The organism is Bacillus sp. CCB-MMP212 (assembly GCF_022748145.1).
Classification (GTDB): Bacteria; Bacillota; Bacilli; order Bacillales; family Bacillaceae_G; genus Bacillus_A; species Bacillus_A cereus.
In genome coordinates this window covers 465,563-480,116 of the sequence record NZ_JALDQE010000003.1, presented here as the reverse complement: position 1 = coordinate 480,116, position 14,554 = coordinate 465,563, and the positions used below count along the sequence as shown (strand labels likewise).

Below are 14,554 nucleotides of genomic sequence, written 5' to 3'. Positions count from 1 at the left end.
ATTAGAAGCCAGTTATTCCCTGTGTTAAGGCTTGAATTATCGTGCTAATGTAAGACCAAAGTACAATGAACGTTGCAATTCCAATTAAAACATTTGCAATAATAAGTGTGTAAACGAGATCTAATCCGCCATTGTCTAGTTTTAATACGGCTACAGTTATACTAATCCCTATATAAGTTGCAACTACCGATAATAATATCGGTAAGAAAAAGATTAATAAAAAACTAAAAAGAAAAGAAAGAACTAATATGACAATAGCCGGCGTCGCTATCGTTCCCCATATACCAAATACTTCAAGAAACGAAAAAGATGATTTCATCATCTTACCACTTACAAAAATAATAAATCCGACAAATAAAGTTAAAATTAATAAAAAGAAAAAGACCGTTATAGATTCTCCAAAAAACGTGGGAGTAGATATATCTGGTGCAAATGTTCTCGTAACTGCTGACGCTGCACTCATCATTCTATAAAAAATACATGCTCCTAAAAAACAAATAAGAACAAGACTTACAATTCCATTTCGCACTTCAATAGCGCCGCTTTTCATAATCGCTGTCGGTGCTTGTAATGCATGTTTAAAAAATTGAAAATAGCCGCTCGCAAACCGCTTCGCTTGTTCTACCGTTTCATTTGGCCGAGCTTCCTTTGCTTGTGCCGCACGTGCTTGTTCCTGCCCTTCTTCTTGGCCACTACTTGCCACTACTTCTTCCGTTAACGAATGTCCACAATTCCCGCAAAACTTTGCCTCTACTGCATGTTCTGTATGACATGACGGACATTTCATTCTCTTATCCCTCCTTAAGCATATACCTTATAGGGTGTTACAAGTTCAATATATGAATTTGTACATAAAACATGACTACAAGAAAAAGATTCTGAAATCCTTCTTCCGAAAGAAAATATATGTGCTAGCAATCTTGAAAAAAAATGCTATTATGAAACAGAATAAATAATATTTTTAATAGATTGGATGAAAGAAAATGGAATTGGTAAACTCAATTTTTCAAATACTCCTTACAAGCGTAATCCAATTATTATCTTTAATTGGCGTTATCATTGTAATTGGATTTCTATTAGGCTATTTAGAATCTCTCACACGCATGTATTGGTCGAGAGCTTTTGGAAGAAAAGGATTCCTATTAACGGCTTGGATCGGTGTTCCGATTCACGAACTTGGACATGCCATTATGTGCGTACTGTTCCGTCATAAAATTGTGGCGACTCAGTTCTTCCCAACAGATACAAGTCAAGGGGCCTTAGGTTATATACAACATCAATACAATCAAAAAAGTGTGTATCAACGAATTGGGAATTTCTTTATCGGCATTGGGCCTATTATTTCTGGTATTACTGCATTAATCCTTTTAATGCGCTATTTCGTACCAGAATCATATTTTTTATTTAATACAACTCTCGAAAAAACGATTGCTTCTACTTCTATTAATGTAGAAATGATTCAAAACATGCTCTTGTCGACGTTTGTATTATTGAAAAGCTTATTTACAATCGGCAATTTATTGAATCCTTCCTTTTGGTTATTTTTATTTATCGCCATTTGCATTTCCGCACATATCGCTTTAAGTAAACCAGACATTAAAGGATCAATAGACGGTGTTGTCGTCATGTTTATCGTGTTATTTTTATTCAACATAATAGCAGGACTGTTTCAATACGACAGTAATCAGCTAATTGGACAGGTTATGAAATATAATATGTATCTCATTGCGTTTTCTAGTGTGGCACTGCTGTTCTCTTGTCTTTCTACACTCGTTAGTTTTTCGTTTTATAAAATAAGAAGAGGGCGTTCTTTTTGAACGCCCTCTTCTTATTAATTATTCCCCTTATAATCACAATGCTCAACCGGAACACGAGCATGCCCCTCTTCATCGGTACACCATGACTGTGATTGGAAGGCAAGAAAGATACCAATCCATTCTTCTTCCTCTTCAAAGTGAATGAGTATTCCTCCGTCTTGCCATATACCATTATCTCCTTTCCATTTCTCTACATTCCCTTGATTCATGTGAATATCATGTATACCGTTTCCTGGTTTGAAATGAAAATAGGAATCTGGTGTATTTTCTTCTGGTCCCCATCTTTCGCCAAACGCGTAAATAATTGCTTTTTCTTCCATCGCTCGCTTTATATAACGTTCTATTTTTTCGTTTAAATCATTATCTGCTCCTGCTTTTTCGGGAGGCAAAGGAATCATTTGTTTTGAGTCAAATAGATTTCCTCTTACATAATCTAAAGCTACTTTCGGTTCATTATTTTTTACTTCCGTAAAACCAAATGGTAATGTCGGTAAAATATGAATCGCCTCTGACCGAATATCGTTACTCGCAAAATATAAAACTTCTGACGGGTAACTTTGCGACTTTACGTTAATTGCAATACGATAATCTACTCCAGTCTCGCCCTGTAAATGAACTTGATAATGAGGTGTCTTCCCTTTTCCAATCTTTGATTGTATAACTGTACCTTTTAACACACCGTAGTTTTTTAGGGGCATACATTTCATCTCCTATTCATTGAGTAGAAGCTATTCATATTTAAATCATTATCCATTCATAAAAAAAATCCTCCTATGTTAGGAGGATTTTTAATTTCTCAACATATACCAAACAATAACCTCTACCACTACAAGCAACACCGCACCAAAGATCATTATCGTCGTCTTCTTTAATAGTTCATTTTCACGGTAAGGGATATTACATAAGTAAGCACCTAGTGTAATCCGTGATGGACAAGCGATTGTCGCTACTGATGATGCGGTGTTTTGAAGTGTTGTGACATATTGCCACGGGAGTGCTACGTTTTGTGCGGTTTGCATTTGTAGTTTTATAAACATTGCATTTGATCCTGCGTTACTACCTGTTAAAAACCCACCAATAGCGCCAATAAACGGAGCAACGAAAACGAAAAATGTTCCAAATGTATCACCAGCTGTCTTTGCGAGTAATGAATGCATGCCTGATGCACCCATTAGTTCTGAAATGGCGATAAACATTGTCGTCGTAATCGCAAAAGGAATCCATTGTTTGATCGTTTGCGAGAGTGATTGTTTAATAATATTAGACGGGATGCGGAAGAAAATAATAGTAAATAAGCAAGTCATACCGAGCCAAAATCCTGGTGAATATAGTAACTCTAGTTTGTAAGAGTATGATTTCAAATCAAGAACCGCATATGATCTGAACAAATCATGTAATGCTGGAACGAGGCGAGAAAGTAAAATACAAACTGTTAGAAATATATAAGGGCTAATAATTTTTATAATGGATACTTCTCTCTCCGTTGCAGCCGCATGTTCTGTTATAAGATTTTGCCCACTTTTTCCTTTTAATTTAATGATAAGAAAGCCAAATGTAATCGTTACGATAGAACTTAATATCCCGGCTAGTTCAACACTTACGTACGCATTAGAAAGATAGATTCCGAGAGAAAATAATAGAAAGAATCCTACTCCTTCTTTCCACTTTTCTATAACCGCTTGCCAGCCGCCAACAACGTGTAAAGAAAGAATAACAAAGTAAGCAAACATCGGAATACTTAATAGCGCTGTATTTGTACCAAGTGTTGTAAGAGGCATATTTATTAGCTGCGAACCGATAATCGTACCAGTTGCCATTGCGCCCCATGAACTAGCTAGTAAGCCGATAAATGAGAGCAGTACAGCTTGAAATGGTTTATATCCTAGTGAAAGAAAAATAGGTGCTGCAACCATGAAGCCAATTCCGAATCCACTTACCGATTCAATTAGTGGGCAAATACCAAAGCACATAAGAAGCATTTGTAATAAACGATCTTGCGTCACTTCTTCTAAAAAACGCGCTACTTGGTCGATGTACCCCATTTTGTTCATGAGGTGAAATAAAAAAATACCGAAAAATAAAACGTACCCGACAATAAAACAAATTAACCATCCTTTAATCGTTGCGTGCACAGTTTCACTTATCCCTAATTGAAACATTGGCGAGAGTAAAACGATTCCAACAGACACAGCATAAGAAATTAACGAAGACCTTAATGACGTTTGTTTAAATAAAAATAAACAAATGAAAATCATCATAATTGGGATAAGTGCCAACAATATGGCCATGTTATCATCTCATTTCGTTTAAAATACAATTTTTAACTATTATATAACAGATGTTGTAATTTTCAATTGTTTTTAAGACAGATTTAAAAAAGGAGCCAAACGGCCCCTTTTCATTCACTCCCATTTTCTATTATCCTGAAAAACTGTCTGCTGTCCGATTATTTTTTTCAACACAACAAACACAATGTAAGTACATATTGCTTGCAATGCAATATTCCAAAATTTCATTAATGTAAATGAATGAATCCGTAGAAATAATTCGTTTAATAATACAATCGAAACGATACTAAATAATTCTATACTAATCGAAAATAGACATATTTCTAAAATAGACTGTTCTTGAATGCGATTTAAGTTGGAAAAGATAAATACATATCCTAAAAATAGAGCCATCAACTCTATTTTCGTCATGCTAATGAGCCAAGCGTATAGCGGTACAGTTAAAAGAAGATATAGTAGTTTACGTCTTAGCATGCCTTCTCACCCTCTAAATTATATGTATTTTCTGTATATTTTAACATTTATTACGCAAAACAAAAAGAAGAGACTACGCCTCTTCTTTTTGTTTTGTTGCCTGTATTAATTCACATATTTCTTCTCGTTTTTCATTTTCTAATAGCTCAATCACTTTACTTCCAACGACAACACCGTCACATATTGTAACCATTTCTTCTACATGTTCTTTTGTTGAAATGCCAAATCCAGCGACTACTGGTAAGTTGACGTGTAATTTTACTTTTTCTAAGTAACTATGAATCTCCTCTTTAAAGTTTTGACGTACTCCCGTTACGCCCGCTACTGTAACAGCATAAACGAACCCTTCTGATTCACTCGTGATTTTTTCAATTCTTTCAATAGGGCTCGTTACGGTAACGAGTGGAATAAGCGCAATGTTTGCCTCTCGAAGTAACGGCGCAATAATATTTTGTTCTTCATACGGTAAGTCTGGAACGATAATACCATCCACACCGGCCTCTAAGCACTTCTCTACAAATCGTTCTTTTCCGAATGCGAGTACTGGATTTAAATATGTCATGAGTACAAACGGAATTTGCACTTCTTTCCTTACCTCTATTAATGCTTGAAAAATACCTTTTACTGTTACACCGCTATCTAGCGCTCGTTTCCCTGCTCTTTGAATCGTTGGACCGTCTGCGACTGGATCCGAAAACGGAATGCCGATTTCAACGATGCTCGCTCCAGCCTCATCTAGAAAACGAATTCTTTCTTTTAATTTTTCAAAGCCACCATCTCCGCCCATTACGTACGGAATAAATGCTTTCTTACCATTTTCAAACGCTGCTTTAATTTTTTCTACTCCCATTTTTTACACCTCTTCCATATAACGTTTTATACTCTCTACATCTTTATCACCACGGCCAGATAAACAAATAACAAGTCCTTCATCTTCCTTCATTTTCGGAGCTAATTTTAATGCGTATGCGACAGCATGCGAGCTTTCTAACGCCGGGATAATGCCTTCTTTTTTCGTTAATAATTGAAATGCTTCTAATGCTTCTTCGTCTGTTATCGAATGATAAGAAACGCGGCCAATATCTTTTAGCAAGCTATGTTCTGGACCAACACCTGGATAATCAAGTCCTGCTGAAATAGAGTGTGCTTCTTGAATTTGTCCTTCTTCGTTTTGCAGAAGATACATCATTGATCCGTGGAGAACGCCAACGCTTCCTTTCGTTAAAGTTGCTGCATGCTTTTCTGTATGAACGCCTTTTCCAGCTGCTTCTACGCCGTAAAGAGCAACTTCTTCATCGTGTACGAACGGATAAAACATCCCCATCGCATTACTACCACCGCCAATACAAGCAACGACTGCTTCTGGTAACTTTCCTTCTAACGCCTCATATTGTTTTTTAGTTTCATTTCCAATTACACTTTGGAAATCACGGACAATTTGCGGGAATGGATGTGGTCCGAGAACAGATCCCATAATGTAGTGCGTATCATGCACATGTGAAACCCAGTAACGAAGCGCCTCGTTTACCGCATCTTTTAATGTACCGCTACCTGCCGCTACACTTTCTACTTTCGCTCCGAGTAATTCCATTCGGAACACATTTAATTTTTGACGTCTTACATCTTCTTCTCCCATAAAAATGACGCATTCTAATCCGAGAAGGGCACATACAGTAGCTGTTGCAACTCCGTGTTGTCCAGCTCCTGTTTCAGCGACAACTTTTTTCTTGCCCATTCGCACTGCAAGTAGTGCCTGACCGATTGTATTGTTAATTTTATGAGCTCCTGTATGATTCAAATCTTCACGTTTTAAATAAATCTTTGCACCACCGCAATACTTCGTCATATTTTCAGCATAATATAGCGGTGTTTCTCTTCCGACGTACGTTTTTAAATAATGATTTAATTCCTTTTGAAATGCTTCATCTTGCATCGCTTCTTTATATGCTTCTTCTAGTTCTAGTACAGATTGCATTAACGTTTCTGGAACATATCGTCCTCCGTATATACCGTAATGTCCTTTTTCATCTGGATATGCGTAGTTCATTTGGAACACTCCTTCGCTTTTATAATAAATTGTTTTATTTTCTCTACATCTTTTTTTCCTTCTATCTCTACTCCGCTGCTCACATCAACCATATAAGGCCGAACAGTTCGAATTGCTTCTTCTATATTAAGAGCGTTTAATCCACCAGCTAATATCGTTTTCTTTTGCAATTCTTTTGGCATATGCCCAAGTAGTTCCCATGAAAATGTCTTTCCATTTCCTCCATGAAACTTTTCTTTCGGGCTATCAAATAATATATAATCCGCTTCATACCTTTGGGCGTTTTTCATATCACTCTCTGAAGTTACTCCTAGCGATTTTATAGACGGAATATTCAATCTTCTAATTTGATGATTGTCTTCATCCCCATGTAGTTGTACATGTGTTAACCCACACTCATCTGCAATTTTCTGGATCACTTCTACTGATTCATTTACGAAAACACCGATTTTTAACACGTTGGCTGGAAGCTCCTGAATGATTTCTTTCGCTCTCTTTGGAGTGATTTTCCGTTTACTTTCTGCAAAAACAAATCCGAGTGCATCTGCGCCATATTCGCACGCACTTTTCGCTGTTTCCACATCAGTGATGCCGCAAATTTTCACTTTCATATATTCACCTTACAATCTTCAAAAAAACTACTAATAGAAGATGATGTCATAAGCGCCTCTCCAACTAATACACCTTTGGCTCCAGCTCTTTTAACACGAATAATATCCTCTTTTGAATGAATGCCACTTTCACTAATCCAAAGTAGTTTCTCCTCATTCAATCTTTTTCCAAGCTTTTCAGTTTGGCTTAAATCTACTTCGAACGTTTTTAAATTACGATTATTAATGCCAATAACGTGCGGATTTAATACAATCGCAGTTTCTAATTCCTGTTCATCATGAACTTCAACAATCGCTTCCAATCCTTTTTCTAACACGTAGCTATACAACTCTTTTAACTTCTCTTTCGTTAACGCCGCTACGATTAGTAAAATAATATCTGCTCCCGCTTCATACGCTCTATCGATTTGAATCTTATCGATTATGAAATCTTTACATAAAAGCGGAATGTTACTTTCTTCTCTTGCTGTTTGTAAATCGTGAAACGATCCTTTAAAAAATTGACCATCTGTTAAAACAGATACTGCTCCTGCACCACATTTCTCATATGTTCCCACTTGTTTTCGTACGTCAACGTGTAAATTGATATCTCCTTTTGATGGTGATGCTCGCTTTACTTCTGCAATGACAGTAAACTGCTGTAACGCTTCTACAAGTGAATGTGTCTTTCTTTTTGTTTTTACTGGTGTATATATTTCATATAACTCCGCAACTTCCTTTTTCTTCTGTTCTACAATTTTATCTAAAATCGTCCCCACTTTAGTTCACCCTTTCTAATTTTTCGTTGCTTGCTACAATTAATAAGTTTAATTTGGCTAATGCTTTTCCAGAGTCAATGCTATGTGCCGCGAGTTTAATTCCTTCTTCAATCGTTTCTGTTTTTCCATTTGCGAAAAGAGCTAGACCTGCATTTAATAAAACGGTATCGCGATAAACACTCTTTTCTCCGCTCAATACGCCGACTGTAATCTTTGCATTTTCTTTTGAATTCCCCCCTCTAATTTCTTCATTTTTCACTCTTGAAAAACCATACTTTTCTGGATCAATACTCATTTCCACTATTTCATTATCTTTTAAAAGGACTACGTGATTTTCCCCTTGTAATGATGCTTCATCTAAAAAACCACTTCCATTTACGACAAGTGCTTGTTTCCGGCCTAACTTTTGTAATACTTGCGCAACTGGTAATAACATATCTCGTTTATAAATACCGACAAATTGTGTTTCTAAATTCACTGGATTTGTTAAAGGGCCAATTAAATTAAAGATCGTCGGCACGTTTAACTCTTTTCTTATTTTCATAATGCGCCTTAGTGCTGGATGCATCGCTGGTGCAAATAAAAATGCAATGCCCACATGCTCTAGTAAATAATCAATTTCGCTTGGCGTACTGCTAATATTTACACCTAATTCTTCTAATAAGTCCGCACTTCCTGTTTTACTAGAAACAGCACGATTACCATGTTTTGCAACCTTTACACCTGCTCCTGCCAGTACGAATGCTGAAGTTGTGCTAATATTAAACGTTTGAGCACCGTCACCACCCGTCCCGCAATTGTCCATTGCTCCTTGTATATGGTTCGAAAACGGCAATGCCTTTTCGCGAAGAGCTCGAACGAGACCGTATATTTCTTCTGCAGTTTCACCTTTCGCTTTCAGTAAGACTAAGAAAGCTGCAATTTCACTTTCTAATATGTTTTCACTTAATAAAAGTAGTCCTGCTTTATACATTTCCTCTTCTGTTAAATGTTGACCCTCCACTAATTTACGAAGATAGTTATTCATACTCTTTCCTCCTCTTTTACTTCTGTTAAAAAGGCAAGTATTAACTTTCCGCCTTCTTCTGTTGCGATTGATTCCGGATGAAACTGTAATCCGAAGAGCGGATAATAATTGTGACGAACTGCCATAATTTCTCCATCGTCCATCGCTGTCGCTAGTATGTCAAAACACTTTGGCAAGCTCGTTTGCGCTGCAACAAGGGAATGGTAGCGCATCGCTGTTAACGGCTGTGTAACGTATGAAAAAATTGACGTTCCATTATGTTTCACGCGTGATGTTTTCCCATGTTTAATACGCTCCGCTCGAACAATTCCTCCTCCAAATGCTGATATAATCGCCTGATGACCAAGGCAAATACCTAATATGGGAACGTTCTTATAAAAATGACGAATCACTTCGATACAAATACCAGCATCCTCTGGTTTTCCTGGTCCTGGTGAAAGCACAATTCTTGTTGGATTCATCTCTTCTAGCTGTTCTATCGTTATTTGATCATTTCTTACGACTACAATATCTTCTTCGTATTCACCTAACAGTTGATACAAGTTATAAGTAAATGAATCATAATTATCAATTAGTACAATCATTTCATTACCTCCAATAGTGCTCTCGCTTTATTTAACGTTTCTTCATATTCAGCTACTGGGTCTGAATCATAAACAATTCCCGCTCCTGCCTGAACGTATGCTTTTTCACCCTTTACGACCATCGTTCGAATAGCGAGCGCCATATCAAGATCCCCTGAAAAACTAACGTATCCAACTGCACCCGCGTATACATTTCTTTTTTCATTCTCTAGCTCATTTATAATTTCCATCGCTCTAATTTTCGGAGCTCCCGACACTGTTCCTGCTGGTAGACAATACGCTAATGCATCAAATCCACTCATTTGTTTTCGCAATGTTCCGTAAACTTCAGATACAATGTGCATAACGTGAGAGTATTTTTCTACTTTCATATATTTATCTATCGTAACCGAGCCGATTTCGCTCACTCTACCAATATCGTTTCGCCCAAGATCTACAAGCATCATATGTTCTGCTCGCTCTTTCTCATTGCCTAACAGTTCTTTTTCGATTTCCTCATCTTCCCTTTTCGTTTTCCCCCTCGGCCTTGTACCAGCAATTGGATTCGTCATCACTTTATTCTCTCTTACTGATAGCAAACTTTCCGGTGAAGAACCGAGTACAACATAATCTTGAAAATCGATATAGAACATATATGGTGATGGATTTGCAATTCGAAGTTTTCGGTATAACGCGAATGGATCACCAATACATTCACTTTGTAAACGCTGTGACAGTACGACTTGGAATATGTCTCCAGCTCTTATATGTTCTTTCGCCATTTCTACCATCCCACAAAACTCTTTTTCCGTTATAGAAGAAGTGAATGATAATGTGGATTGTATTGCATTTACTTCAGTTTCTTCTCCTTGTAGCACTTCCTCTTTGTATACTCGTAGCCTTTCGTATACTTCCTCATAATCTGCTGAATCATCTTCCCTGCATACATATACAAACGACAACCTTTGGCGTAAATGATCGTAAACGATAAACTCACGATATAGTAAGAGGTGTACTTCCGGAATATTTAATGGGTCGTGTAAATCCGCTCCAATGTTTTCATACTGCCGAATGACATCATATCCAATATAACCAACTGCTCCTCCGCAAAATGGAAATGGGCTGTCTACTTGTGATGGTGCGATTATTTCTTCTAACACTTGTAGTACGTTACCTTGTAACTTTTCTGCCCGGCCGAAAATCGTTCGTTCTACTTCCGTACCAACGCTTTTTACTTCTCCATAAGGATTACATCCTAAGTAAGAATAACGCCCTTTATCTTGATGAAGCTGTGAACTTTCTAATAAAAATTTCTTCTTTCCTTTCATACGTCTATATAAAGAAATTGGCGTAATGCTATCTCCTTCTTCTTCAGTAATTACTAAAAATGTCTTTCTCTCTCTTTTTTGTTTTATAAATTCTTCTTTCGTCATCATGTCCTTCACCTCACTCTGAAAAATAAAAAAGTCCCCTACATATCGAAAATATGTAGAGGACGATAAATATACCGCGGTACCACCTCGTGTTGGATGCAAAAGCATCCCGCTTTGTTCAGGTACAAATTTTATACCTTATCCTTGTAACGGCGGAACCCGGGTTGCCTACTAAAAATAATTGTTCAGCATACCTCTCGTAAGCCCATTCCGTATATGGCACCGTACCGGGCTCCCACCTATTCCCGGCTCTCTGTAACGTCTCCAATATACGTACTCTTCTTACTTAAACGATTTCATTTATTTAATTTTTTATACACAAAAAGGGAGTACTCATCCTATAGAAAGGACGGGTACTCCCGTGGTGCCACCTTAATTCGTTACAAATGTAACGCACTTTACCGTATCAAAAACAATACGTGTCTCTTGTATCGATGAGATCATGTCGCCAAAGCCTACTTCTTTCGTTTCGGTTTGGAAGCTCCGAAGCCCATTCCACATCAATTCCATACTGATTCGCACCAACCATCAGCTCTCTGACATGTTCATCATGTGTACTCTTCTTCATCAACGCTTGCATTTTTTTAAGTTGCACTCATTATAGACCTGACTTTTTTCACAAGTCAATACTTTTTTAAAAATTTTATTTTTCTTTCCTTTCAATATTATATTGACAAAACAACCTCTTTTTATGTAAATATAATAAATACTCTATTAAAAATAAGGTTTTTTGTATGAATATTATATATTAAAAAAGTAAAATGACATCAAAAAACGCTTACATTTCTGAAAATTCGTATTTCTATATGGATTTTTCAGAATAATCATGATAGATTATAAAGTGAAACTTTAATCAGTAGAGGGGATTCATCCCCACTGATTATTAGTTGAACCAATCGGGCATTTTCGGACAGTTGATCTCCCACCTAACTTCCTTGCCCAGCCAATTTTAAGGTGGGGGTTTTACTGCCCGTTAATGCGGGATAAATATGCATAACGCATCAAAAGACCTGACAAAAGAAAGGGGAACTACATGAGTACGCAGATGTTAACTTTAACTTCTATCTCTATTTACATGCTCGGGATGTTAGTAATCGGCTATTTCGCCTACAAACGAACGTCCAACTTAACAGATTATATGCTTGGCGGGCGTACACTAGGCCCCGCAGTAACAGCATTAAGTGCTGGAGCATCCGATATGAGTGGTTGGCTTTTAATGGGATTACCCGGTGCAATGTTTAGCGTTGGATTAAGTAGTAGTTGGATTGCGATCGGCCTAACACTAGGCGCATATGCAAACTGGCTTTATGTCGCTCCTCGCTTACGTACCTACTCAGAAATTGCAAGCAACTCTATTACTATTCCAGAATTTTTGGAACACCGTTTCCACGACAAATCTCATATGCTACGCTTAGTATCCGGACTTGTTATTATGATTTTCTTTACTTTTTATGTAGCTTCAGGATTAGTTTCAGGCGCTGTATTATTTGAAAATTCATTTGGCATGAACTATCATGTTGGATTATTCATTGTTGCAGGCGTTGTTGTCGCTTACACATTATTTGGTGGTTTCTTAGCAGTAAGTTGGACAGACTTCGTACAAGGAATCATTATGGTAGTCGCTCTTATTCTTGTTCCTATCGTAACAATTATGAATTCGAACGGACTTGGACCTGCATTTGATACAATTCGATCTGTAGATCCAACACGTCTAGATATTTTTAAAGGTGCCTCTACTTTAGGAATGATTTCTCTATTCGCATGGGGCCTTGGTTATGTCGGACAACCTCATATTATCGTACGCTTTATGGCAATTTCTTCTGTAAAAGAACTTAAAAGTGCACGAAGAATTGGTATGAGCTGGATGATTTTCTCTGTTGTTGGAGCTATGTTTACTGGTCTTATTGGTATTGCTTACTATTCACAACAAGAGTTAACATTATCTAACCCAGAAACAATTTTCCTTGAACTTGGAAAAATTTTATTCCACCCACTTATTACTGGATTTTTATTAGCCGCTATTTTAGCAGCGATCATGAGTACAATCTCATCTCAGTTACTCGTTACTTCTAGTGCCGTAACGGAAGACTTATATCGTACATTCTTCAAACGTTCTGCATCTGATAAAGAACTTGTATTTGTCGGTCGTATGGCTGTGCTTGTTATTGCCTTAGTTGGGTGCGCTTTAGCGTTTAAACAAAATGATACGATTTTAGCTCTTGTTGGGTACGCTTGGGCTGGTTTTGGTTCTTCATTTGGACCTGCTATTTTATTAAGCTTATATTGGAAACGTATGACGAAATGGGGCGCGCTTGCTGGTATGATTTCTGGTGCCGCTACTGTTATTATATGGACTCAATTCAAATTCTTAAAAGATTTCTTATATGAAATGATTCCAGGTTTCGCTATTAGTTTACTAGCCATCGTAATTGTTAGTTTACTAACACAACCTTCAAAAGAAGTTGAAGAGCAATTTGAGGATTTCGAAAAACAACATCGTCATAATTTATAAAAAAATCTCTGCTGTTATCGTAACAGCAGAGATTTTTTACAGTTCGACAATCTTCTTATCAAATTTAACAAATTCTTTATGTTTCGTTAAATTTAACATAACACTACTCCTTTATAGTATGAGTATCAGCACTTATACAGAAAGGGGACTCCAACATGTTAGCAGCTTTCCAGCAACAACAAACACGAAAATTTTCACCTATCACAAATACTTCTGCGTCTTGTTTAAACATGCAACCTAACCCGCCTAAAATTTCAATTGCTCCTTCTGTTATTTCAGTCATCGGTGTTCATATGGAAAAACATAAATTAAAAATAAAAACGGGACAAAACATTGTGTTATCAGCTTCCATTTTGCCAATACAAGCAACGCATAAAGAGCTTATTTGGTCAAATATGAATTCTGATATCATCACCATATATCCAAAAGGCGACACCGTGACAATTACTGGAAAAAGCGCAGGTAGAGCAGTCGTAATTGTCACAACTGCTGAAGGCAAATTCCGTGACCTATGTGTCATTCATGTACAACCTTATATGACAAATCCAAAGTAAAAGAGTGGCTTTGTAGCCACTCTTTTACTTGATTTCAATATTTGAGTTTTTACTTTTTACAAGATTAATGAATTGTTCTTTATTTCTTGGAGAAATAATTTCTGTTTTATGTGTATCGTAAACAATTTCAAGTCGGTCAAATGATAATGCATGGGCTGCTATTGGATTTTTCGTATTTGAAATTTGTTTTATATCTCGTATAAAAATACGTTTTGTAACGAGACCCGATCTAATCGTAATTATTTCTTCCCGGGCAATATATTTTGCCAAAAAACAACTCCAGCTAAACAACATTGCTAATGGAATTGTAAAAAGCAAAAGAAAATATTCTCTCCCTACAAAAATTGGTGCAAAACAAGCACCCAAAACAATAAAAAAAATTGGATATAACCATGTATCTTTTTTTGATGGAAACTCCATTTCCCTCCCCCTTCTACGCTCGTATTTCTAAAAAAAAAAGAGAAGTATCA

Annotated in this window: 15 protein-coding genes and 2 other annotated features; of the genes, 3 read left to right on the top strand and 12 right to left on the bottom strand. The window is 36.8% G+C overall.

The genetic code is table 11. The features are described from left to right. Position 1: 1 nt before the first annotated feature. Entirely contained in the window at positions 2–787 is a 786-nt protein-coding gene (locus tag MRP26_RS10865) for a zinc ribbon domain-containing protein (RefSeq protein WP_069355227.1), read from the bottom strand. 196 nt (positions 788–983) lie between these two features. On the opposite strand from MRP26_RS10865, the gene MRP26_RS10860 reads away from it, so the two are divergent. Continuing rightward, positions 984–1,817, top strand: a complete 834-nt coding sequence (locus MRP26_RS10860; protein ID WP_000424522.1) for a hypothetical protein — start codon at positions 984–986, stop codon at positions 1,815–1,817. 14 nt (positions 1,818–1,831) lie between these two features. Here the strand turns inward: MRP26_RS10860 and MRP26_RS10855 are convergent, their stop codons facing one another. From MRP26_RS10855 to trpE, 10 genes are all read right to left on the bottom strand, one after another. Next, positions 1,832–2,515 carry a DUF2278 family protein gene (locus tag MRP26_RS10855; protein ID WP_200458412.1) on the bottom strand — a complete coding sequence of 228 codons (684 nt, stop codon included), beginning with the start codon at positions 2,513–2,515 and terminating at the stop codon, positions 1,832–1,834. A gap of 90 nt (positions 2,516–2,605) precedes the next feature. Next, on the bottom strand, positions 2,606–4,105 hold the full coding sequence (locus tag MRP26_RS10850) for an L-lactate permease (protein WP_098235208.1): 1,500 nt from the start codon (positions 4,103–4,105) through the stop codon (positions 2,606–2,608). A 114-nt stretch (positions 4,106–4,219) separates the two neighbouring features. Beyond that, positions 4,220–4,579, bottom strand: coding sequence for a DUF4029 domain-containing protein (locus MRP26_RS10845; protein WP_000946150.1), 360 nt, complete (start codon positions 4,577–4,579; stop codon positions 4,220–4,222). 73 nt (positions 4,580–4,652) lie between these two features. Beyond that, positions 4,653–5,429: a tryptophan synthase subunit alpha gene (trpA, locus tag MRP26_RS10840; RefSeq protein ID WP_063546850.1), complete on the bottom strand. Its 777-nt coding sequence runs from the start codon at positions 5,427–5,429 to the stop codon at positions 4,653–4,655. A 3-nt stretch (positions 5,430–5,432) separates the two neighbouring features. After that, positions 5,433–6,626 (bottom strand): tryptophan synthase subunit beta, encoded by a 1,194-nt coding sequence (trpB, locus tag MRP26_RS10835; RefSeq protein WP_001105035.1) that lies wholly within the window; start codon positions 6,624–6,626, stop codon positions 5,433–5,435. Then, positions 6,623–7,237, bottom strand: coding sequence for a phosphoribosylanthranilate isomerase (locus MRP26_RS10830; protein WP_098678818.1), 615 nt, complete (start codon positions 7,235–7,237; stop codon positions 6,623–6,625). The genes trpB and MRP26_RS10830 overlap by 4 nt, the downstream gene beginning before the upstream one ends. Further along, positions 7,234–7,995, bottom strand: coding sequence for an indole-3-glycerol phosphate synthase TrpC (trpC, locus tag MRP26_RS10825; protein ID WP_000536699.1), 762 nt, complete (start codon positions 7,993–7,995; stop codon positions 7,234–7,236). Before trpC ends, MRP26_RS10830 begins: the two co-directional genes overlap by 4 nt. A gap of 1 nt (position 7,996) precedes the next feature. Then, on the bottom strand, positions 7,997–9,022 hold the full coding sequence (gene trpD / locus MRP26_RS10820; RefSeq protein ID WP_001067370.1) for an anthranilate phosphoribosyltransferase: 1,026 nt from the start codon (positions 9,020–9,022) through the stop codon (positions 7,997–7,999). Then, complete coding sequence (locus tag MRP26_RS10815) at positions 9,019–9,606, bottom strand: aminodeoxychorismate/anthranilate synthase component II (RefSeq protein WP_242806141.1); 588 nt, start codon at positions 9,604–9,606, stop codon at positions 9,019–9,021. Before MRP26_RS10815 ends, trpD begins: the two co-directional genes overlap by 4 nt. Beyond that, positions 9,603–11,021, bottom strand: a complete 1,419-nt coding sequence (trpE, locus tag MRP26_RS10810) for an anthranilate synthase component I (RefSeq protein ID WP_142245233.1) — start codon at positions 11,019–11,021, stop codon at positions 9,603–9,605. Before trpE ends, MRP26_RS10815 begins: the two co-directional genes overlap by 4 nt. 52 nt (positions 11,022–11,073) lie before the next feature. Continuing rightward, positions 11,074–11,318 (bottom strand) — a binding site (T-box leader). A gap of 42 nt (positions 11,319–11,360) precedes the next feature. Further along, positions 11,361–11,598 (bottom strand) — a binding site (T-box leader). A gap of 453 nt (positions 11,599–12,051) precedes the next feature. Here trpE and putP point away from each other — a divergent pair. Beyond that, positions 12,052–13,530: a sodium/proline symporter PutP gene (gene putP / locus MRP26_RS10805; RefSeq protein WP_053564997.1), complete on the top strand. Its 1,479-nt coding sequence runs from the start codon at positions 12,052–12,054 to the stop codon at positions 13,528–13,530. 155 nt (positions 13,531–13,685) lie between these two features. Then, entirely contained in the window at positions 13,686–14,084 is a 399-nt protein-coding gene (locus MRP26_RS10800) for an Ig-like domain-containing protein (RefSeq protein ID WP_075718265.1), read from the top strand. 24 nt (positions 14,085–14,108) lie between these two features. Here MRP26_RS10800 and MRP26_RS10795 read toward each other — a convergent pair whose 3' ends face one another. Further along, the gene (locus MRP26_RS10795) at positions 14,109–14,504 is read right to left on the bottom strand and encodes a PH domain-containing protein (protein WP_078401513.1); all 396 of its coding nucleotides are present in this window, start codon (positions 14,502–14,504) and stop codon (positions 14,109–14,111) included. Between the last annotated feature and the right edge of the window lie 50 nt (positions 14,505–14,554).

Excerpts from the sequence above, each read along its gene's own strand:
- MRP26_RS10865 (WP_069355227.1), bottom strand. The coding sequence starts at position 787 with ATGAAATGTCCGTCATGTCATACAGAACATGCAGTAGAGGCAAAGTTT.
- MRP26_RS10860 (WP_000424522.1), top strand. The coding sequence starts at position 984 with ATGGAATTGGTAAACTCAATTTTTCAAATACTCCTTACAAGCGTAATC.
- MRP26_RS10855 (WP_200458412.1), bottom strand. The coding sequence starts at position 2,515 with ATGCCCCTAAAAAACTACGGTGTGTTAAAAGGTACAGTTATACAATCA.
- MRP26_RS10850 (WP_098235208.1), bottom strand. The coding sequence starts at position 4,105 with ATGGCCATATTGTTGGCACTTATCCCAATTATGATGATTTTCATTTGT.
- MRP26_RS10845 (WP_000946150.1), bottom strand. The coding sequence starts at position 4,579 with ATGCTAAGACGTAAACTACTATATCTTCTTTTAACTGTACCGCTATAC.
- trpA (WP_063546850.1), bottom strand. The coding sequence starts at position 5,429 with ATGGGAGTAGAAAAAATTAAAGCAGCGTTTGAAAATGGTAAGAAAGCA.
- trpB (WP_001105035.1), bottom strand. The coding sequence starts at position 6,626 with ATGAACTACGCATATCCAGATGAAAAAGGACATTACGGTATATACGGA.
- MRP26_RS10830 (WP_098678818.1), bottom strand. The coding sequence starts at position 7,237 with ATGAAAGTGAAAATTTGCGGCATCACTGATGTGGAAACAGCGAAAAGT.
- trpD (WP_001067370.1), bottom strand. The coding sequence starts at position 9,022 with ATGAATAACTATCTTCGTAAATTAGTGGAGGGTCAACATTTAACAGAA.
- MRP26_RS10815 (WP_242806141.1), bottom strand. The coding sequence starts at position 9,606 with ATGATTGTACTAATTGATAATTATGATTCATTTACTTATAACTTGTAT.
- trpE (WP_142245233.1), bottom strand. The coding sequence starts at position 11,021 with ATGATGACGAAAGAAGAATTTATAAAACAAAAAAGAGAGAGAAAGACA.
- putP (WP_053564997.1), top strand. The coding sequence starts at position 12,052 with ATGAGTACGCAGATGTTAACTTTAACTTCTATCTCTATTTACATGCTC.
- MRP26_RS10800 (WP_075718265.1), top strand. The coding sequence starts at position 13,686 with ATGTTAGCAGCTTTCCAGCAACAACAAACACGAAAATTTTCACCTATC.
- MRP26_RS10795 (WP_078401513.1), bottom strand. The coding sequence starts at position 14,504 with ATGGAGTTTCCATCAAAAAAAGATACATGGTTATATCCAATTTTTTTT.